Below are 20,600 nucleotides of genomic sequence, written 5' to 3'. Positions count from 1 at the left end.
CTAATACTGGGAAAGGCCTGCCGCGTTTTTTACTTTTTTTAGGGCGCGTGGAAACAAGAAAATAAACAGAGAACTGGTAATGAAGAAAAGGGCGGCCAGGAAAGCCAGGGGGACGGCTGCCTTACTGAGGGGAGCGCCCTCAAGAAGAGTAAGCCGCAGGGCCTGGAGGGCGTGGGTGAGCGGCAGCAGTTTTGTGGCCTGCTGCAGCCAGCCGGGCAGCACGGCAACGGGATACAGTGTTCCCGAAAGCAGCCAGGAGAGGCTGTTTAACACCCAGATCAGCGGGTCGCCGCGTTTGTAAACAAGGACGAAAATGCTGGAGAGAAGGCCGAACCCGGCAAAAGAAAAAGTGGCGGTGAGCATGACGAGCAGGGCGGCGGGATAATTCGCGCCGGCCAAAGAAAGGTGATAGAAGCTGGCGCCGATGATAAAGTACAAAAGAATTTGGAAAACAGTGTACAGGAGCGGGTAAAGACCGGAAAAAACAATACAAATGAAAAGGGGCGTTAAGGTTGAGGCCAATGCTTCCAGCGTCCCTTCCTGCTGGGCTTCCCGCAGGGTTTCCGAAAAGGAACGGGTAAGAACAGAAAAATAATCAAAGAGGGCTATGCCCACCAGAACAAAAGGAAAATAATTTTCCACACCAATAAAAAGTGAAAAGAAATAAAAAAAAGATACGCGGAAAAAGGTGTTCAATATGTTCAAGAGAAAATTAACCCGGTAACTGGTATCAATTAAAAAATCGCGTTTTATAAACGCTATCCCTCTTTCCAGCAAGTCAATCCAGCCCTCCTTTATCAATTACCTGCCGGTATACGGCCCGCAGGCTTTCCTGTTTGAACCGCCGCCTAATTTCTTGAAGGCTTCCGTGAGCCTTGACTTTGCCTTCGTCGAGGAAAGCCAGGCTGGTGCCGAATCTTTCCGCTTCTTCCAGGCTGTGGGTTGAGAAAAGGACCGTTCTTTCAGGTTCGTTTGCCACCCATTCTTTCAAGACCTTCCAGAAGTTTTCGGCAGCTCCGGGGTCCAGGCTTTTTGTGGGTTCATCAAGGATGATTATAGACGGGTCCTTCAGGAGGGCGCGGGCCAAGTTAAGACGCTGCCTTTGCCCGGAGGAATAGTGCATAAACGGCGTGTCGGCGACACTGTCCAGGTCCAGGACCTTTAATAAAGCGCCCGCCTTTTCGGCGGCCTCTTTTCTTTTCAGGTTGTCCAGGGAGGCAAAAAAAGCGAGGTTTTGCCTGCCGGAAATCCGGTAATAAAAACTTCGCTCGCTTTCCAGGCAGCAGCCGATGCTTTTTTTGGCCTCAACCTCATCCCTGAGGGCATCGTGCCCGTTGATCTTAACACTTCCTTCAGTTGGCCGGATCAGGCCGCAGATGATCTTGATCAGGGTGGTTTTGCCGGCTCCATTAGGCCCCAGCAGGGCGAAAACCTCTCCCCGCATAATATTGAGCGAAATGCCGGAAAGGGCCGTATAAACGGTTTTCCGGCCAAAAGGCAGCCGCGAAACCTGGTATGTTTTGGACACATTACTGAGTGAGAGGGCATAATTCAACGGTTTTTTAACCTCCGCAGGAAAAATGGCAGGATGTAAGGGAAGCAGCCCAGTTTTGCCCGCCAGCCGGGGGTGCTTAAAAACTGGAGCAAGTATTTTTTGACTTCGCTTTTCTGGCAGGCGAAGTGCAGGTTCAGGTTCCAGCCCGGCTTGCCGGGCGGGAGTTTGGCCAGGCGGTTAAGAATCTCTTCGGGAACAAGCTCGCCGAACATTTCGCCGACTTTTTCCAGAGCAAAACGTACCGGCCGGTTAACACCCGCTTTTTTTGTTTCCACCAGGAAACCTTCCCAGGGAAACCGGCTTCCTTCATGATGGATTAAGGCGGCGATGTCGCAGCCGCATACCGGCCAGTGGTCGGGAGTGTGCTGCAGGAGATGAAGGCTAAGATGGATGAGAAGGTGTTCGGGGCAAAGGGTGTAGGCCTTATGGCCGTTAATCTGTATTTCGCGGGCTTTGTTCCACAGGACAGGTGGCTCTATACGGGCGAGATAAGGGTAGGGGCCCAAGGAAAAGTGAAGGTCCAGGGGAATGAAAGGTTCTTTTTCCCGCGAGCGCGTATAGGTGAGCTTGCCTGAGAAGTGGCAGTGAATCCACAGGGGAAAATTTTCCATCCAGGGTTGGTAGCCCAAATCCCTGATGACCTTGTGCGCCCTGGGAAAATCCTCCCGCTTGATAAGCAGGTCCATATCCCCTACGGGTCTGACGTCCCATGGGTATATTGCCTGGACGAGGTGGCATCCCTTGAGGAGAATGACGGGAACATGGACGGTTTCCAGCGCTTTTAAGATGCCGGCGAGTTCTTTTTCCAGGCTCAGGTTTCGAAGCCCGATCTGCCGCATGGTGTTCCTTATTTCCTCACCGTCTTTTTCCAGGGGGAATGCGGCGGGATGCAGGCTGTATAAAAACATGGGGGCGTACCAGCCCGCTTCGCTTTTTGCTGTTGGGTCAAACAACATTTACTGACACCAGCTTCTAAGGAAAATGTCTAGCGGTTTTCAATAAAGTCCAGGACCAGAGGATGCCAGCGTTCTCTGTCCTTCCCCATTTTTAATACGGCGCAGGGGAGTTCTGAAACAAGACGGCAGTTGAGGTCAAAATGCCGCCGTGACGTGCCGGCGTCAAAGCAGACCATCGTAAGCGGCAGCAGTTCCAGCGCGGCCTGGGCGGGGGATAGTGCCACCAACCGGCTTTTTTCGCCGGGAACCCAGGAGGGGAAGAGGATGCCGCTGAGAGAGCAGCTTTTTTTATTCGCTTCAGGATAATGTTGTTCCACAGCCAGGCTGATCTTGTCGTTTCGCTGGCCGCTTTTCAGGCAGGCCAACTCTTTGATGTGGGATACGTTTTCGGGAAAAACGCGCACGGGTTCGCCAAACCCGATGACCTCAACGCCCGTTTCCGCATTGCGCAAAAAACAGGTATCATCGGCCAGGAAAAGGAACCCCCGCGAGATAAGGTCAAGGGTTAAGGTGGTTTTTCCCTGGCCCGATTTTCCGGCCAGAAGCAGGCCCCGCTCATTCAGGCAAACCGCGCCCGCATGGTACTGGTAGACTCCTTTTTGCCGCAGGAGTTCCCAGATGGGGTGAAGGAAGTGCTCGAGGTCCCAGGGAGACGCCAGGAGGCGGGAGGTATAAGCCAAACCCAAAAATTTTCCCTGCTCCCTGTTAATCACGGCCTTTCCCAACTTCGGGAAGTCGGCCACCAGCAGGCCTTTATATGAAAAATACCTGGTCGATGGCCCTTCAAAGAAACAGGGAATGTCTTTTGGAAGCTTGAAGGGCACGGCTCTATCCTCGTCGCAGCTGAGCAAAAGAGCGCTGATTTGTGCACGCTGGGTCTGTTTATCGCAGGCAAAGGGCTGCAGCCATGAGCGGACGGCTTCAAGCAAAGCGCCGGAGTCCGAACCGATTTTTAGCGCGATAGGCCCGATTTCAAAATAATGATGTTTATAAGTCTTGCTCACTTTCTGGCTCCTGACGAATAAATAATTTGGAACTCCTTTATGGAATCCCAGTCCTCGAGAAATGGACGGCTGTCCAGGGCAAGCCAGCTGTGGCCCGACAGCCGGCCGGTGTTTTTTTTCACGCCGATTACGAGTTCGAGGTTTTTTAAGCCGGTTTTTCCCAGGAAATAGTATAGAAGAAGAGATTTTTTCAGGCAATTGTTCCTGATAACAAAATATTTTAACCGGGCAACGAAATTGACTATCCGGATAATGTCTTGGGAATCAATTCTTTTTTCAGGCGCGGCCGTTTGCCTGTAGTGAATGATTTTCAGCAGGCGCGGGAACTTGATTGCCGGAAGAAGAGCAGAAAGCAGGAGAGCTGCCATGAATACGCGCAGGCAAAACCAAATTATGCGGGGCGCATCTTTAATTTTCCGGTTCATCTTGGAGCGTGATAAGTCCTTCACGGTACAAATCACCTATGAATTCAAGCACGTCGCCTGCCGCCTCTTCTTCAGCAACCTCGTATTCCTCGCTGATTATGGCGATGAGGTCCTTTACGGGTCTTTTGCCGTCACAAAGCTCCCACAGTCTTGAGCCAACTTCGTTGGCACTGTAGTAAAAGCCGTTGTCCAGGTTTAAGAGGATTAATTCAGAAAGGATTGTCCGGTAAGCCGCGTCTGGTTTTTTTAAGGGGAAGCTTTCACAACTTATGGTATTCTTCAAAATTTTATGGCTCCTTTCATTTCGGTCTAAAAGATGAAAGTATGATTACGGATTCAATAAGTTATATTCGCCATAAAGTTGCCATTACCTTTTCCGTTGTTTTTATTGCTTGAAAAAAGGCTGCTGGGGTTCTTCCAGGGGCTCCGACAGGAAGTAGACAAACCCGTCTTTTCCTGTCCCGGCCGGGGGAAGATAGCCGGCGGCGCGGGGAAGCGCAAGCTGGTCCTCGTTTTGCAGTTCATAAACGCAGTTGTTGTATTCATCCCAGAAAAAGAGAGCGCCACCCGGCGACCACTGCAGGTTGCGAAGCGGAAACGGCCAGCTTAGGGCAAGGACCGGTTTTCCGCTGTTGGCCTTGAGCAGGTAAAGGCTTTCTCCCGCAAATTTTTTGGCGGTAAAAGCCAGGACCTCAGTCTTCGGGTTATAGGCCAGGCCGGTGCAGTCTTCCTCCCTGCCTGCCCAAAAGAATTCCTCCTGTTCTGAAAGATAATCCCAGAGCATGATCCGGCCCCTGTCACCGTCCATATTTTCATAAGAGATATAGAGAATGCGGTCGTTTTTCAACCAAACGGCTGGGCCAAGGTTGGCGACCGGCTTGCTTCCCAGCAGGCAGCCGTTTTTATCCATGACGGCCAGCGAACAGAGGTCGCTCCCGGTATCGGGTACATCTTCAACAGCGACGTAAAAAAGCTTGTTTCCTGCGCAGTTCCATTTTAAAGCTGTGATGACGCGTGAAGTTCCTTTTGGCAAAGCGGGTAAGGGCAAATTTTTTTTCGTTTTTTTGCGGGGGTTGTAAATCATGATTTTATCGGGCAAGCCCAGGGCTATCTCGCCGCTTGCGTTCCAGTCCGCCGTGGGGCTGCCGGCGAGAAAGGCTGAAGGCTGCGCCTGCTGTTTACTGTACAGGTGAAGACCGGTTTCCCGGTGGTACAGCAAGTAATATTGGCCATCGGGACTCAATAAGGCTTGATGGCCCCAGCCCTGCAGCGCTGCACCTTCAGGAAGTTTAAGGGAGACCTGCCTGTTGCGGATAGCCCTGACGGCGCCCGAGGCGTTTATGTACAGTTCTACCTCAATGTTTGTGGGAAAATGAACATGCGAGACAAGCCGTCCCGACTGCCTGCCCATGAGAGCGAGGAGCGCATCAGGAGCCAGCGGAAAATCTTGATGGTGCCGGAAGGTTTTTATCCGGACACGTTCGCTGTCGAGGGAAAGCAAGATCCCTTCAATCATTTTTTCTCCCTTTTCAATTTCCCAGGGGGAATTGGCCGCCGGCAAAGCTGGGGAAAACAAGAACAGGACCAGCGTTAAGAAGAAGGCTGAGCCGGGGATTATTTTTTTTAAAGCAGGTATCACAGACGGGCACCTCCGAAAGCATATAAAAGCACATAATGGTAATATTTAACATATTTACATAATATTCCTGCCATGAGCAAAAAAAAATAAAACCCTTTCAAAAGGGTTTCAAAACAACGCATCCATGATAAGATGCGCCGAAGAGGACCGGTGGGAATCGAACCCACGTATTCAGGTGCCACGAACCTGAGTGCGACCTCTGCACCACAATCCCCTTTTCATGCTTGTCCTTATTATAACAGTGTTCTTTCTTCTATGCAATTGGTTGTTTTTGGACTACACATTGCAAAAGAAGTAAATGATTCTCATTTGACAACAGCCGCCTACCAAATTATAATAAAGCATAGGCATTATGTCAAGAATACGGGCGGTTAGCTCAGTCTGGTTAGAGTACATGCTTGACATGCATGGGGTCACTGGTTCGAACCCAGTACCGCCCACCATAAAGAAAACCCAAAAGCCCACAGTCCTAAAGGATTGTAGGCTTTTAACATATTCTACCATATAGGCAAAAAGTCTCTGTAAATCGCTGAAAATTAGGGCGGTAACTAACAAGTAACTAACAAAAATTATATAGTGTTTATTGCTTTTTTAAGTTCTTCAATGTCAGTGTGAGTATAGGTATTGGCCATAAAAGCATAGTTTGAATGACCGATTATCTTTTTTATATAGAGCGGGTCCACTTTAGCCCTAGCCATTAAACTGGCAAAAGTATGCCGACAAGCATGAGGGCTTAGTTTCTTAATGCTTAACTGCTCCAAGACTGGGTAATATTTCTTTTTTCGGTAGTATTTTGGCGATAAAGGTTTATCTTTTTCGGTACATATATATGCCTCAATGCGAAAAAAATGGCGCAAAAAATCAAATTAGAACCGCAAATGGCCTAAAAAGATGATATAGAGGTTTTTCAGAGGCCTCATTCAACGCCGAGTTCGACAGTTTTGAGGCACATACAGAAACCACGATCTAGCAATAGCAAGCCTTTACCGGGCGCAAAACTAGAGAAAACGCAAAAAGCCGTAGGCACACATTTTTAATTTGCCAGCAGGAATTAGCTAACTTGCGTCGAATAACGTAAGCATGTACATTCGAACTGTGCAACGCAAAAACAAAGACGGCTCCGTGGTCCGCGGCGCATCTGGCGGTGCTTCTCTTTTTTGGGCTGGGTACGTTTTATCCGGCGGGAGTTTATCTGGCCATAGGAAACCATGGTATGCTGGTACTATCTACCGGCCGTTGTGAAGGAGGAAGCTACTGGAGATGAGGATCATAAGATCAGCCTGGCTCCACCCCGGTTCCTGGTTATGGATCTTTCTGTTTGCCATACCGTTTGTGTTCTGGTGGTATGGCGGGGGTGGTACTCTGCCCCAGGAGATAGTGATCCTGCCCGGCAGCGAGCTTACTGCAAACGAGTTGCATCTCGTAGTGGTAGGACTGCCTCCAACTAGACTGTGGCTGTCGGGGGCGCTCAAGGCAACAGGGGGGATGAATCTATTCCAATCGTCGGGTACTGTTCAGGAAGTAATCGACTACGTCCTGCACGACGGGGGTGTTCCCATAGTTGCCCACCCTTGGGTGGGCAGGGTTTTTGACCAGCCGGAGGCACTCTTTCTGCTGGGAGGCCCATTTGCCATGGAAATCCTACCGGGAGAGGACGCCTCTCTGGCCATTTGGGACGGCCTGCTAGCGGAAAGGATTCGTACTGGGGGGCCGCCGGTATGGGGCGTAGCCTCGGATGATGCCCATGACGAATCCAGCATGGGTCGCCGCTTTGTGGTGGCGAAGTGCGCGGGGCCAGACGAGCAGTCGGTGTTGGAGGCGTTGCGGGCGGGTCGGTTCTATGCCAGTACGGGACCTTTGCTGCGGGATTTGGGCCTGGAGGGCGGCCGCGTGGTTATCCTACTGGAGCAACCTGGGAAACTGAGGTTCGTGGGACTTGGAGGCAAGGTGCTGGCCAGGGGAATGGGAACCCGGGCTGAGTATCTCCCCCAAGGAGACGAAGGGTACGTGCGGGTCGAGGTTGAGTTTCCGGGACCGGCATGGGTGTTTACCCAGCCTTTCTTCGTTGACGGACCTGGATGTGTTAGTAATCCTTATACCGGTGAAGGAGTGTGGCTGCGCGGTAACCTCCACAGCCATTCAGACCGCTCGGACGGCGAACTTTCCCGCCGGGAGATGGTCGAATGGTATGCCGCACACGGTTTTGGCTTTGTTAGCGTGACGGACCACATGGGCTGGGTATGGACTGGGGCGAAGAGAAGCAGCCTTTAGTATAAGTCCAGCAGAGGAACATTATGGGGGCTGGTGCGGCGATTAGGTTATATTCATGGCTTGATATACTAGCCGGATTTAGTTGTAGCAGGTGGGCTTAGCCGTTCCGTCTACACATCAGCAAAAAAGTTTGGAGACCGCTTAAGTTTTGGAAGTGCTGAAGAAAGTATCATGCGGCTTGATAGCCCTAATATTGCATATGAACTGATAAAGAGCATAGAAAAATTATAGAAACCTTAAACAAATTTTCAGTTTCTCTTCAGTACAATTTCAGCTGTAAAGAGGATAATATTAAAACAGATAATCAGGCGTGAAGAGAAGTGGTAATCAAGAATGGAACAGCTCAAGGGAATTAAAGTATTATTGGTGGATGATGAACCGAATATCTTGCAGTTTCTAGAGCTGGGCCTGCAGAACGAGGGATTTGAAGTTAAAACGGCCCAGGATGGCGTGACGGCCATAACGCTGGTTAAAGAGTTCAAACCCCATGTAGCGGTCCTTGATGTCATGATGCCCGGAATGGACGGGTTCGAGGTATGTAAGATGCTTAAGAAAATAGAAAATGTATCAGTGATTATGCTGACGGCCAGGGATGAGGTTGATGACCGGGTTAAGGGCCTCATGTTGGGGGCAGATGATTATGTAGTAAAACCTTTTAGCTTCGAAGAACTGTTGGCCAGAATCTATGCCCGGGTCCGCAACCAGTTTCCCAATTTGTTTGGGGAAGTGGTGATCGGGCCTTTTCAGTTGGATGACCGCCGCAAGGAAATCAAACTTGAAAACAGGGTTTTGGAATTGTCCCCCACGGAGTATGAACTTCTAAAATACCTGCTGCTTAATCACGGGCTGGTATTAAGTAAAACAATGATACTTGATCGGGTTTGGGGGATTAATTTTGTCGGGGACGAGAACATAGTCGAAGTCTATATTAGGTTGCTGCGGGAGAAGTTAAACGATAAAGACCATCGTATTATCAGGACTGTCCGCGGGTCGGGATACCGGGTTGATCTGCCATGAACAAAAAAGTTGTTGTTCGCCTTAAGTCCCTGTTATCTCCCAACTCGCTGAAGAATCAGCTGTTATACCGGTCGCTGCTGATCCTGGCTGTTTTGCTGGTGCTGATCGGTTTGTTGCAATATGTTTTCATGCGGGATGTGGTCTATAGAAACAGGGCTGCCACCATTCAGACCCAGATCATGTCCGTTCCCGCCAATGCCTGGCTGCAGTTGGGTCTGGGCGTCGGAAGCGCCCCCCCCCGCCAGCCCTTTTTTTTCATCCCCGGCGCAAACCTGGCCCTGATTGATGCCGACGGCAGTTTTACCATCCTGATGAACGGCCCGGACGGCGTAAACCCGCCCCAACTGGAGGCTAGGGAGTATTTAGACGTAATATTGAACAAGAAACCGTCCAGAAGGGGGGAGCCTAATTACCGGGTGGTCAACGACGGAGGAATCCAGCAATTAGTGGTGCTGGAGCCGATTGCCGCAGGGCCGGGCCGCGTGCTGGGCCTCATCCAGGTAAGCACTCCCACAGGGCCGCTGAGAGAATTGCTGGCTGGGCAGTTGCTTCAATTCTTGCTCCTGTCCCTCTTGGCCATGGTGGGGGGGCTGTTTGTGTTTTTGCCGGTGCTGCGGAAAACCCTGGTGCCGTTGTCCAACATGGTGAAGACAGCTGAACAAATTGATGCCGGCAATTTGGACCGGCGCTTTCCGATCCGGCAGGGGCAAACGGAAATTGACCGCCTGGCGGAATCCTTTAACGGCATGCTGGAGCGGCTGGAGACCTCCTTTGCGGCTGAAAGGGAAACCAAGGAACAGATGCGGCGGTTCATCGCCGATGCCTCTCATGAGCTGCGCACCCCGTTGACCTCCATCCGGGGATTCCTGGATGTGCTGTTTAGGGGCGCGGCGCAGCAGCCGGAGCAGCTTTTTAAAGCGTTGAAAAGCATGCGCAGTGAGTCGGAACGGCTCAATAAACTGGTCCATGACCTCCTGCTGCTGGCGAAGCTGGAACGGGAACCCTGTTTGGAACTGGCCGAAGGCTCACTCGATGCTGTTATCCGGGAAATGGAGCCGCAGTTTACCATATTGGCCGGTTTAAGAAGGCTTAGCCTAGAGATTGAGCCGGATATGAAATGCAAATATGATGTCGATAAAATCAAACAGGTGATCTTAAACCTGTTTCAAAACGCAGTGCAGCACACTGATCCTGAAAAAGGGGAGATCCGGATTTCTTTGGCCGCAGCAAACAACGGAGTCCTATTCACCGTTCAGGATAACGGCCCAGGGATCGCTGCAGAACATTTGCCCCATATTTTTGACCGCTTTTATCGCAGCGATACTTCCAGGACTCGCAAGCACGGAGGTTCCGGTTTGGGGTTGGCGATTACCAAACACATCGTGGACGCCCACGGGGGAACAATCAGTGTTGTAAGCCGGGAGGGGGAGGGAAGCACTTTTCAGGTCTGGCTTCCCGTTTGAATATTCACATTGGCAGGCTCAACAGAGTGACGGCATTCATGCGTAGTGTTTTTGCGTATGAATGCCTTTTTTAAGCTAATTTTCAGCTGTTACTTATTCAAATTTCAGTAATTGTTCAGAGCTGATTCAGCTTTGGGGGGTAATATGTTCTGGAACAAGAGGAACAGCAAAAGGCGACATTTGAAAAGACGAAAAACATGAGTGAGGAAGAACGCCGGAAGTATATAGAACAGTCCAGGCAAGAAAGAAACAGCATGTGGGCTGAACTCGTCAATAAAGGAATCACAACTCAAAGCGTAGTTGATAAGATTATGGAACTTATGCCCAAAAGAGATGACTCCAAAAAGCCACAACCACCTGCTGATAATAATGGTCCTGCGACGATTAAGGTTTACATAAACGGTGCTGAAAAGGTTTTTTCCCCAGCCCCCATAAATATAAACGGAAGCGTGCTGGTGCCGATGTTTTCAGCGGATCTTCAGTTGTTTATCATTTAATATTCAGCTGCGGTTAAGGGACAATTCAGCTAAGAAGGGTATTATTGTAACGACGCCGGAAATGAAAGGGGTAATCAATCCAATGAGGCCCAAGAATGGTTTTCGTTTCGATATAATTCTGGCCCCCATCGTTTTGCTCTCCGCTTTTTTAAATATTTTTAATATCTGGAAGGAGCAATACTCCAACGCGTATTACACGGCAGCCGTAACCAGCATGCTGCAGAGTTTTCATAACTTTTTCTTCGCTTCCTTTGACCCAGCCGGGTTTGTTACGGTGGATAAACCGCCGGTGGCTTTCTGGGTCCAGACCGTTTTTGCTTATGTCTTCGGAGTTCACGGTTGGAGCGTAATTCTTCCTCAGGCCCTGGCGGGGATCGGTTCGGTCCTGATGGTGTATATTCTGGTCAAGCCGACCTTCGGGAAAACGGCGGCCAGGATTGCCTCGCTGGTAATGGCCTGTTCACCCATCGCCGTTGCCGTTAGCCGAACCAACAATATTGACAGCCTCCTGGTCTTTGCCCTCCTGTTGGCTTCCTGGTTGTTGTTCAAGGGCATTAAGCGCGGCAAGATTTCTTTGGTTTTGGCGGCCTTCGCCATGATCGGGGTGGGCTTTAATATTAAGATGCTCCAGGCCTACCTGGTGGTGCCGGCATTTTACCTCTTATACCTGCTGGCCTTCAAAGGCCCGTGGAAAAAGAAACTGGCCGGTTTGATAGCGGCAACGGTAATTATGACCGGCATATCCCTGTCTTGGGGCGTGGTTGTCGACTTGATCCCGCCGGAAAACCGGCCTTACATCGGTAGCAGCCAGACTAATTCCGTCCTGGAACTGGCTTTCGGCTACAACGGGCTGTCCCGCCTTACGGGCATGAACAGGGGCGGTGGGCCGGGAGGCGCCGCTCCCAACCGCCAGCCAATAAACCAGGACGGCCCAAACGTGTCAGGCCAGCAGCCAACACGACCGGGAGTGAACACAGTCCTCACCCCGGCTCAAGGAACGGATAATGGAACTGCTGTGCCTAACCCGCAGCAGATGCAGCCAAACGGCAGCAACATGCCTCCCGGAGCCTTACGCCCTGACGGCAGTGGCAGGCAAGGACAAATGGGCGGCTTCGCAGGGGGTGGACCACAAGGCCGGGGCGGCGCCTTCGGCACAGGTCAACCAGGTCCCCTGCGCCTTTTCCAGAGAGAGTTGTCCGGTCAAATCAGCTGGCTCTTGCCGTTTGTGGCCCTGGCAGGCGCAGGTTTGCTGTCCGGTTTGCGCCGGAAAGAGCCGCTTTCGGATAAACAATTGGAATCTCTTTTCTGGCTGGGCTGGCTTGTGCCAGGGATGGTCTTTTTCAGTGCGGCGCGGTTTTTCCATCACTACTACCTGATTATGCTGGCGCCGCCCATCGCCGCCCTGGCCGGGGCAGGCTGGGTCGAGCTCTGGAACTTGTATCGCGAAAAAGAGGGCTGGAAGACTTGGCTGCTACCCTCAGGCCTGCTGATCACCACTCTTTTTGAGTTATATATCCTGCGGCCTTACCAGCAGCAAATTGGCGCGGGCTGGACGATTGGCATCGGAAGCGCTGGCATAGGCTTAGCCCTGGTATTGTTCGTCGGCGCTAAAAAAGAGAGGCTGACTGCCCTGGCCGCAACGGCCGGAATGCTTGTATTGCTGATAGCGCCCCTGTACTGGTCAGCCACGCCCCTTCTTTACGGCGACAACGGCATGTTGCCCCAAGCCGGTCCGGGGCAAACGGGTTTTGGCCCCCGACAGGGCGTGGGGGGAAGAAACATGGATTCCGGAATCAATACCAGGCTGCTTGATTATGTAACCAAAAACAACACCGGGGAAAAATACCTCTTTGCCGTTCCCAACGCAAGCTCGGCGCAAAACTATATCATTCAAACAGGCAAGGCAGTCATGGCTATGGGAGGTTTCAGCGGTTCGGATCCCATTCTTACGGTGGAGAAACTGGAAAAAATGGTGGCAAATAAAGAAATCAAGTACTTCCTCATTTCATCCGGCTCCGGCTTCGGAGGCGGCGGAAGCTCTGTGCTGGCATGGATCCGCGCTCACGGCACCGAGGTTCCCAGGGAAGAGTGGCAGGGGAATGGTTTTTTCGATGGCCCCAGGGGTATGGGAGATGCCAATACGTTGTATAGAGTCGATCCATAAGGCTGTTGATTAATTAACACAAGGAGGCGGCGCAATGGAAGGCACCGTTCGTTATACCGTCATCGTTCCTGTTTACAACGAAGAAGCCGTGGTAAACGAAACTTACCGCCGGCTGACACTGGTGATGGAATCGATAGGGGACACTTATGAACTGCTTTTCGTCAACGACGGAAGCAGTGATCAGACGGCAAGCCTGATCAGGGAGTTCGCCCAACAGGATGACAGGGTAAGGCTGCTGGATTTCTCGCGCAATTTCGGACATCAGATGGCGATAACGGCGGGCATGGATTATGCCCGCGGGGATGCCGTGGTGATCATTGATGCCGATTTGCAGGACCCCCCTGAGGTGATTCCCCGGATGATTGAGAAATGGCAGGCAGGTTATGATGTGGTCTATGCCAGGCGGGTAAAACGGAATGGGGAGACCCTGTTCAAAAAATGGACCGCAGCAGTTTTCTATCGGACACTCCGCGCCCTGGCGGAAGTGGATATTCCTCTTGATACCGGTGACTTCCGGCTGATAGACCGTAAGGTATGCGAGGCCATGAAAAGCATCCGGGAGAAAAACCGTTTTGTCCGCGGCCTGGTCAGCTGGGTGGGGTTTTCCCAGACTGCCGTGGAGTACGTCCGGGAGGAGCGTTTCGCCGGGGAGACAAAATACCCGCTGAAAAAAATGCTTCGCTTCGCCGCAGACGGAATCGCTTCCTTTTCTCATAAGCCGTTGAAGCTGGCGATGCATCTGGGGTTGGCGATCTCTTTTGCCGGTTTCGTCTGCCTGGTTGCGTCTGTAGCCCTGGCGCTTTTCAAAGGCGATCCGGCCGCGGGATGGGCGGTTCTTTTTGCCGGCCTTTTCCTGCTGGACGGCGTGATCCTGATTGCCCTTGGGATAATGGGAGAGTATGTCGGCAGGATTTATGACGAAGTGAAAAACAGGCCGCTCTACCTTCTCCGGAACGAAGATGAAGTTGGAAACCGGAGATAATTATACTGAAGATGAAGGGGTGAATAGGGTGCCCATCAACAAACAGAATTTTTTCGAGTTCCTGCGTTTTTGTACCGTAGGGGCAGGCAATACGGCAGTTGATTTTATCGTCTTTTTTATCCTGACTCATGCCGGACTGCCGCACCTCCTGGCGCAAGGGGTCGCTTATTCCGCAGGGGTAGTAAACAGCTTTTATTTTAATCGCCAGTGGACCTTCAGGGCCGCCGGCAATACTGTCTTTTGGGAGGCGGTCAAGTTTGGCACGGTAAACGGGCTTGCCCTGCTGGTATCGGCAGCGCTGTTGTTCATCTGCCGGGATTCCCTGCGGCTGGCTCTTTGGTCCAGCAAGCTCGCAGCCACCGGGGCAGGCATGGCGATAAACTATATTGGCAGCCGTTGCTGGGTTTTTAAAGAAAAACAGGTGAGAGGTGATCTCTGTGAAAATTAGGAAAGCCGTAATTCCCGCAGCAGGACTGGGCATCAGGTTTCTTCCCGCTACAAAGGCCCAACCGAAAGAAATGCTGCCTATAGTCGATAAACCGGCCATTCAATATATTGTTGAAGAGATTGTGCAGTCCGGAATCGAAAGCATCGTTATCATAACGGGAAGAAATAAGCGAGCCATCGAGGACCACTTCGACAGGTCCGTTGAATTGGAGAGGACGCTGGCCGCCAGCGGCGATACGGACACCCTCAATACAATTCGCGGGATTGCTCAAATGGCGCATATCCACTACGTTCGCCAGCAGGAACCCTTGGGCTTAGGGCATGCAGTGTTGTGCGCCCGGGAATTTGTCGGAGATGAACCATTTGCCGTGCTCCTGGGCGACGATATCGTGGTATCCGAAAAGCCGGCTTTGCGGCAGTTGATGGAGGTTTACGAAAAGCATGATACGGAAGTGGTCGGGGTCCAACGGGTAGACCCCCGGGACGTTAAGAGGTACGGCATTGTTTGTCCCCAATATGGCAATCTGCAGGACCCGGGAGAAGCGTTTTGGATTAACGATTTGGTGGAAAAACCGGCCGTGGAGGAGGCTCCGTCTAATCTTGCGGTTATTGGGCGCTATATCTTAAAGCCATCCATCTTTCCGGTCCTCGAACAGTTAAAACCGGGCCGCGGCGGAGAGTTCCAGTTGACAGACGCGCTTAAGGAAGTGTGCCGGGAGCGCCCGCTGCTGGCGCTGCCCTTGGCAGGCAGGCGTTTCGATGTGGGGGATAAGCTGGGCTATCTGCAGGCCGGAATCAAACTGGCCTTGGCCCGCCCGGAATTGTACTCTGATTTGCTGGCCTATATGGAAGAAGTATTGTTTGAAGAAAAACGGATCTGCAGGAAGCGGGAGGTTATATATGAAGCCGGTTTTGGTGACAGGCGGCGCGGGCTATATCGGCAGTCACACGGTTGCCGAGCTAATTAAGGCAGGAGTGCCGGTGGCGGTTCTGGATAACCTGTCCACCGGCCACCGGGAGGCTGTCGCCAGCCGGCATTTTTACGAGGGGGATATAGCTGACCTTGAGCTGGTGAGGTTTATTATCGAAACCCATGAGATTGGTTCGGTGATCCATTTTGCCGCCAAGAGTCTGGTCAGCGAATCCTATGCCCAACCGGAACTGTATTTTCGTGAAAATACGGCCCAGTCCTTTGCGTTCCTGGAAGAAGCCGTGAAGGCCGGCGTAAAGCAGGTGGTCCTTTCGTCCACCGCTGCTGTATATGGGATTCCTGAGGCCGTCCCGATCAGCGAGGGGTCCCCGCTTGAGCCGATTAACCCCTATGGCGCTTCCAAGCGCATGATTGAAGAATACCTGCAGTGGATGGGCAGGGCGCATGGGATCGGCTGGATAGCCCTGCGCTATTTTAATGCCGCGGGAGCGGCGCTGGACGGTCAGCTTGGCGAAGACCACCGGCCGGAGATGCACCTCGTTCCCCTGATGCTGCAAACAGCCCTGGGGCTGCGGCAGAGGCTTTATGTATACGGCACGGACTATGATACACCTGACGGCACCTGCATTCGCGATTATATCCATGTGCTGGACCTGGCCAAAGCTCATATTCTTGCTCTCGGCGCCCTGGAGAATGGACTGCCAGGCAGGGCTTTGAATGTTGGCACGGGCCGAGGGTTTTCGGTGATGGAGATTATTCAAAAAGCAGAGGCTCTCATTGGGGATAAGCTCCCTGTTGAATATGTAGAACGCCGGGCAGGAGACCCGCATAGCCTGGTGGCCGACAACTCCGCCATGAAGAGCGTTTTTGGTTGGGAGCCAGAACACAGCGATCTGGACACGATATTATCAAGCGCCCTGCGCTGGCACAGCGCCCATCCCTATGGCTACGGAGAACAGGGGCCTGGCCGGAAACGCCATTGAAAGGAGCGGTTGCGAGGTGATTCTGAAAAAGCGGCTGTTGGGCGCAGTCTTGGTTTTGACAGCGCTGGCGGCAGGAATTATGTGTGTCTATACAATTTGGGATAGCCATGGGACGAGCGCCGTTACTCAAAGCGAGACCGGGCAGGGGAATATTCTGCCCCACCGATTTAACCGCGATGACAATGCAAGCCAACCGGCACTGAGGCCGAATCCGGGCGGGACGAACCGTCCGACGGGGCGGCCTAACGGTGGCCTGGGGAGAAGAGAATTGGGAGCGGCAGGGGGAGGCATTCAGTATGATCCTTGCCTGATTATCTACTCAATTGCTTTTTGGTTGTTAATCATTATAGCCTACTATTTTTTAATAAATCAAAAGACAAAGATTTTTCAGGGCAATGTCAGATTGTTGTTGCTTACCCTGTTGGGGGTTGGGCTCGTTTTGCGGGTCACCTGCGCGGTTTTAATTAGTGGGCACCCTTATGATATAAATACTTTCAAAAGCTGGGCTGCCGCGGCCGCAAACGATCTTTTTTCAGTTTATTCGAATACCCGGTTGGACTATCCGCCGCTCTATGTTTATATTTTGTATGTAATCGGCAAAATTGCGGCTGTCCCTGCCTTGAACCCGTTTTTCACCGCATTGTTTTTTTGCCTGGTTAAGGTTCTATTATCGATTTTGGGCTATAGGTCAAAAAGGCTGACTTGCTTGAATTGAGGCGCTTGCTTTCGCGCAAATGCATTTTCTGTTGCCAGGTGTTCTTCAGGTATGTCGGCAATAAAAGGAGAAGGGGCGCGGGAGGTCAGCAGGATGAGTTCATCCTGCGCTCTTGTCATCCCGACATAGAAAAGCCGTCTTTCCTCGTCCAAATTGAAGTCGCGGCCGGGGGTCCTTAACGGAATAATCCCGTCGTTTGCGCCGCACAGGAACACTACTGGGAATTCAAGACCTTTTGCCCCATGCAGGGTCATCAACGAAACGGCATCCGGGGAATACGCCCTGCGGCCGCTGCGGACGATATCGCTTTCGCGCCCCAGCACAAGGTTGTGGATAAAAGAATTCAGATTGTGATGCATTACGGCTGTATTTAAAAGCAGGTCCATGCACTTCAGTCCTGACAGGTTGTTGTCGCTTATCCAGGAATCGATAATCGTCCCCGGTTTTTGTTTGCGGATAACAGGTTCATACTTCTTCAGCATTTCAATAAATTTCCTGGGCTTGTCCGGTACAGGCGGCGCTTGGACCCTTTCCATTATCCTGGCAAGGGATGACACGCTTCTCTCAACTGCGGCGTAACTTTCCAGGACCTTTTGTGTGAGGTCTGCCGGGTATATGTTTCCGGTTTTAAGGCATACCCATAGTGAGGCAATATCCCCTGGGTTGAGCAAAAATTTGAAAAAGGCGATGGTTTTGCGGACCGGCTCCTCAGAAAGGAACTCGTCTCGCCCGACGACCACATAGGGGATGCTTTCTTTAAGAAGGCACTGTTCCAGAATTTCCGCCTGACGGTTGGTGCGGTATAGCACGGCGATATCGGAAAAGCCTCGCGGGTGCTCCGCCGCAGATCTTTTTCTATTGGGGGCCGGCAGCGCCTGCGCATCGAGCATATCGATCCCGCCGACCATCCGGTTTATTTCCTTGGCCACCAACAGCGCCTCGGAGAATTCGTCATTGGTTGCTACCAGGCGTACTTTGGCGCCGTTTTTCCTTTTCGTTTCCAGGGAACGGGCGGGGCCGCCCGCCTTCTCCTTCGAGATTACCGCCCGGGCGCAAACGATGATCTCGGGCGTGGAACGGTAATTCTGCGTTAACCGGACGTGCCGGATGTCGGGGAAATCCTCTTTAAACCTTTCAAAATAGCGGAAATCCGAACCCCTGAAACCATAAATCGACTGGTCAGGGTCGCCTATAATAAAAATACTCTTGCTTTTCCTGCTCCATTCTTTTAGCAAGCGGTATTGGATCTCGTTGATATCCTGAAACTCATCCACCAGAAGATGGGAGAAAGAGTTTCCCAGGCTCCCGTCCGCCATATCCCCTTGGTTCGTACCCTCGAACCGTTTGAGTACTTCCAGGAGAATATCGTCATAGTCCATGACACCGTAACGCGCAAGCTGTGAGCAGTATAAACCGTATACATCGGCTGGAACATCCGATTTTTTCTGATCTCCCGCCAGGGCCGCGCCGCTTTTAATCAGTGATATCCCTCTCATGACATCCCGGGGAGAAATTTTCAATTTGATGCCCTTTAATATTTCCTCGACGATTGAAACGGCATTACATTCATCAATAATCGTGATGTTATGCTTGCCCTTCCATCTGGATAAAATCTGCAGACAGATGGAGTGAAATGTCCCTATGGTTATGGCTCGCGCGGTCCGCTTGTCCCCGAAATGCTTCTCCAGACGGACGCGCATCTCATTTGCAGCCTTATTGGTAAAGGTAACGGCTGTTACCTGCGAGGGATGTACGCCACATTTTTCAACAAGATAGGCGATACGGCACACCAGTGTTTTTGTTTTGCCGGTTCCGGGACCGGCCATGACCGCAATTGTCTGGTTGGAGGATGAAACTGCTTCCCACTGTTCCTGGTTCAACCCATAGAGAGTGTCTGCGGGAGCAGTTTTCATCGTGTCCTCACTACCATTTAGCGGGCAGGCATCTGCTAAAATCGGCGCCAGGGCGGCTTTCCTGGCTGAACCTTTTTTATCCTCAATCGTTTTGGATATGGATTGACTTTTAATATCATTAATTTTATCGTTAAGAAAGCATAACTGGCCGGAAAGCGTATCTATTTCGCTTTTGTCCATTATTTTAATTCTGCCGTATTCTCCATCAAATCCGGGTTGTATTTCCACCTTGCCGCATCTCAGCCTGCGGATGCCTTCAGCTATACAGGGGCCTGCCGCCAGTTCAATATCCTTTAGCGGCGCCTCGCGGAGTATAAACAGCTCCGGCCCCAGGCTCCGTATCAGGTCATCGTACTTTTCCTTCACCTTCACGCCGGCAGCAGTATGGCCTATGGAGGAAGCTATCACCTCATGAAGCGGAACAAGGCTTTCAAAATGCTTTGCCGCCGGAGGGACAAAGCCCTCTTCCCTGTCTGCAAGCGCTTCAACCCGGTGAAGCACACCCACTGTAATCCTTTCGCCGCATACAGGGCATATGCCTGCCGCAGTTTTTGTATCCGCAGGCTTCCAGCATACCTTGCACGCCCTGTGCCCGTCGTAGTGGTATTTTCCTTCTTCCGGAAAAAACTCTATGGTACCGTAGAATTCCTTTGTACTGCGGTTTTTTAAAGCCTGCAAGATGCCCCTGTAAGAAAGCCCGGTGTCAAAAATGTTTGCTTCTCTTCCCAGGTTGGCCGGAGAATGCGCATCCGAATTGGAAACCAGCATGAATTCATCCAGCGCGGAAAGGCGCCAGTTCATGGGAGGGTTTGAGGAAAGACCCGTTTCGAGGGCATAGATACAGCCTGTTAAATCTTCGAAACACTCCTTGATATCGTCAAAGCCGGAATAGGCACCGTACAAGGAAAAATGCGGGGTCCAGATATGAGCAGGAATAAATATGGCCTCTGGGCACATATCGAGCACTATCTCAAGCAGATCCCTGCTGTCGAGGCCCAATATCGGCCTGCCGTCGGAATGCAAATTACCTACGGCCTCAAGCCGGCGCGCTATTGATTCGGCATGTTCCAAGCCGGGCAGCAGTATCAGGTTGTGAACCTTTCTTACCCTTCCATTCTTTTTGTATATGGAACTGATTTCGCCGGAAACAATGAATTGAGGATTACAATCTCTTCCTGCGACTTTATCCTCTTTGCGGTAATCGCTTTTAAGGACATAAAGGCCTTCTCCTGAAGGAACAAGCTTCTCCTTTAATTCTTCACGCCAGGCCGGATGGGTGAAATCGCCTGTCCCTATAACGTCAATCCCTTTACGTCTCGCCCACATTTCAAGCATTTCAGGTACACATTCCCTGCTTGTGGCTCTTGAGTATTTTGAATGTATATGAAAATCAGCAATAAACATGATAATACACCTGTTCTTTTTATAAAATTAAGTTATATTATACCATGAAAATACATTTAATTTGAGGAAAGCTACAGTGGAGTACCATGAAGAAATATCAAGGGCATAACTATTAGACTTGAGTTTGACAGCCCAATATTCAAAATGGGCACAATATAACCGAAGAGGCCAGTAATCACAAGGGGCAACAAAACAAAAAATACGAAAAGTAGTGCCGCACATAGAAGTCATACA

Annotated in this window: 18 protein-coding genes and 2 tRNA genes; 11 read left to right on the top strand and 9 right to left on the bottom strand. The window is 51.3% G+C overall.

Annotated elements, in window-relative coordinates; genetic code table 11:
- From NUV48_01420 to NUV48_01385, 8 genes are all read right to left on the bottom strand, one after another.
- Positions 1-777, bottom strand: coding sequence for an ABC transporter permease (locus NUV48_01420; protein ID MCR4440796.1), 777 nt, complete (start codon positions 775-777; stop codon positions 1-3).
- A gap of 1 nt (position 778) precedes the next feature.
- A complete protein-coding gene (locus NUV48_01415; protein ID MCR4440795.1) occupies positions 779-1,555 on the bottom strand; it encodes an ABC transporter ATP-binding protein in 777 nt (258 codons plus the stop codon).
- A complete protein-coding gene (locus NUV48_01410) occupies positions 1,552-2,511 on the bottom strand; it encodes a nucleotidyltransferase family protein (GenBank protein MCR4440794.1) in 960 nt (319 codons plus the stop codon). The genes NUV48_01415 and NUV48_01410 overlap by 4 nt, the downstream gene beginning before the upstream one ends.
- A gap of 29 nt (positions 2,512-2,540) precedes the next feature.
- Positions 2,541-3,515, bottom strand: coding sequence for a hypothetical protein (locus NUV48_01405; protein ID MCR4440793.1), 975 nt, complete (start codon positions 3,513-3,515; stop codon positions 2,541-2,543).
- Complete coding sequence (locus NUV48_01400; GenBank protein MCR4440792.1) at positions 3,512-3,964, bottom strand: lasso peptide biosynthesis B2 protein; 453 nt, start codon at positions 3,962-3,964, stop codon at positions 3,512-3,514. Before NUV48_01400 ends, NUV48_01405 begins: the two co-directional genes overlap by 4 nt.
- Positions 3,924-4,223: a PqqD family protein gene (locus NUV48_01395; GenBank protein MCR4440791.1), complete on the bottom strand. Its 300-nt coding sequence runs from the start codon at positions 4,221-4,223 to the stop codon at positions 3,924-3,926. The genes NUV48_01400 and NUV48_01395 overlap by 41 nt, the downstream gene beginning before the upstream one ends.
- A gap of 102 nt (positions 4,224-4,325) precedes the next feature.
- Entirely contained in the window at positions 4,326-5,579 is a 1,254-nt protein-coding gene (locus NUV48_01390; GenBank protein ID MCR4440790.1) for a hypothetical protein, read from the bottom strand.
- A gap of 141 nt (positions 5,580-5,720) precedes the next feature.
- Positions 5,721-5,794 (bottom strand) — tRNA-His (locus NUV48_01385).
- A gap of 150 nt (positions 5,795-5,944) precedes the next feature.
- On the opposite strand from NUV48_01385, the gene NUV48_01380 reads away from it, so the two are divergent.
- The 11 genes from NUV48_01380 to NUV48_01330 all read left to right on the top strand — a co-directional run bounded on the left by NUV48_01380 (position 5,945) and on the right by NUV48_01330 (position 17,049).
- Positions 5,945-6,022 (top strand) — tRNA-Val (locus tag NUV48_01380).
- Between the two features lie 817 nt (positions 6,023-6,839).
- On the top strand, positions 6,840-7,850 hold the full coding sequence (locus tag NUV48_01375; GenBank protein ID MCR4440789.1) for a hypothetical protein: 1,011 nt from the start codon (positions 6,840-6,842) through the stop codon (positions 7,848-7,850).
- Positions 7,851-8,183: 333 nt separating this feature from the next.
- Positions 8,184-8,867, top strand: coding sequence for a response regulator transcription factor (locus tag NUV48_01370; GenBank protein MCR4440788.1), 684 nt, complete (start codon positions 8,184-8,186; stop codon positions 8,865-8,867).
- Positions 8,864-10,330: a HAMP domain-containing histidine kinase gene (locus NUV48_01365; GenBank protein ID MCR4440787.1), complete on the top strand. Its 1,467-nt coding sequence runs from the start codon at positions 8,864-8,866 to the stop codon at positions 10,328-10,330. Before NUV48_01370 ends, NUV48_01365 begins: the two co-directional genes overlap by 4 nt.
- Positions 10,331-10,527: 197 nt before the next feature.
- Entirely contained in the window at positions 10,528-10,827 is a 300-nt protein-coding gene (locus NUV48_01360) for a hypothetical protein (protein MCR4440786.1), read from the top strand.
- Between the two features lie 82 nt (positions 10,828-10,909).
- Entirely contained in the window at positions 10,910-12,991 is a 2,082-nt protein-coding gene (locus NUV48_01355; protein ID MCR4440785.1) for a glycosyltransferase family 39 protein, read from the top strand.
- 34 nt (positions 12,992-13,025) lie between these two features.
- Entirely contained in the window at positions 13,026-13,973 is a 948-nt protein-coding gene (locus NUV48_01350; GenBank protein MCR4440784.1) for a glycosyltransferase family 2 protein, read from the top strand.
- Positions 13,974-14,001: 28 nt separating this feature from the next.
- Positions 14,002-14,421 (top strand): GtrA family protein, encoded by a 420-nt coding sequence (locus NUV48_01345; protein ID MCR4440783.1) that lies wholly within the window; start codon positions 14,002-14,004, stop codon positions 14,419-14,421.
- The gene (gene galU, locus NUV48_01340; protein MCR4440782.1) at positions 14,411-15,388 is read left to right on the top strand and encodes a UTP--glucose-1-phosphate uridylyltransferase GalU; all 978 of its coding nucleotides are present in this window, start codon (positions 14,411-14,413) and stop codon (positions 15,386-15,388) included. Before NUV48_01345 ends, galU begins: the two co-directional genes overlap by 11 nt.
- Entirely contained in the window at positions 15,321-16,334 is a 1,014-nt protein-coding gene (gene galE / locus NUV48_01335) for a UDP-glucose 4-epimerase GalE (protein ID MCR4440781.1), read from the top strand. The genes galU and galE overlap by 68 nt, the downstream gene beginning before the upstream one ends.
- A 16-nt stretch (positions 16,335-16,350) precedes the next feature.
- On the top strand, positions 16,351-17,049 hold the full coding sequence (locus NUV48_01330; protein MCR4440780.1) for a hypothetical protein: 699 nt from the start codon (positions 16,351-16,353) through the stop codon (positions 17,047-17,049).
- Here NUV48_01330 and NUV48_01325 read toward each other — a convergent pair.
- Positions 17,016-20,366 (bottom strand): UvrD-helicase domain-containing protein, encoded by a 3,351-nt coding sequence (locus NUV48_01325; protein MCR4440779.1) that lies wholly within the window; start codon positions 20,364-20,366, stop codon positions 17,016-17,018. The two genes, NUV48_01330 and NUV48_01325, sit on opposite strands and share 34 nt — an antisense overlap.
- Between the last annotated feature and the right edge of the window lie 234 nt (positions 20,367-20,600).

It is taken from the genome of Peptococcaceae bacterium (assembly GCA_024655825.1).
GTDB lineage: Bacteria > Bacillota > Peptococcia > DRI-13 > PHAD01 > JANLFJ01.
Note: the sequence above shows the minus strand (reverse complement) of the source record. Positions and strands in the feature narration are given on the sequence as shown.

Coding starts and splice junctions, on each gene's coding strand:
- NUV48_01355 (MCR4440785.1), top strand. CDS start 10,910: ATGAGGCCCAAGAATGGTTTTCGTTTCGATATAATTCTGGCCCCCATC.
- NUV48_01410 (MCR4440794.1), bottom strand. CDS start 2,511: ATGTTGTTTGACCCAACAGCAAAAAGCGAAGCGGGCTGGTACGCCCCC.
- galE (MCR4440781.1), top strand. CDS start 15,321: ATGAAGCCGGTTTTGGTGACAGGCGGCGCGGGCTATATCGGCAGTCAC.
- NUV48_01365 (MCR4440787.1), top strand. CDS start 8,864: ATGAACAAAAAAGTTGTTGTTCGCCTTAAGTCCCTGTTATCTCCCAAC.
- NUV48_01325 (MCR4440779.1), bottom strand. CDS start 20,366: ATGTTTATTGCTGATTTTCATATACATTCAAAATACTCAAGAGCCACA.
- NUV48_01350 (MCR4440784.1), top strand. CDS start 13,026: ATGGAAGGCACCGTTCGTTATACCGTCATCGTTCCTGTTTACAACGAA.
- NUV48_01370 (MCR4440788.1), top strand. CDS start 8,184: ATGGAACAGCTCAAGGGAATTAAAGTATTATTGGTGGATGATGAACCG.
- NUV48_01360 (MCR4440786.1), top strand. CDS start 10,528: ATGAGTGAGGAAGAACGCCGGAAGTATATAGAACAGTCCAGGCAAGAA.
- NUV48_01375 (MCR4440789.1), top strand. CDS start 6,840: ATGAGGATCATAAGATCAGCCTGGCTCCACCCCGGTTCCTGGTTATGG.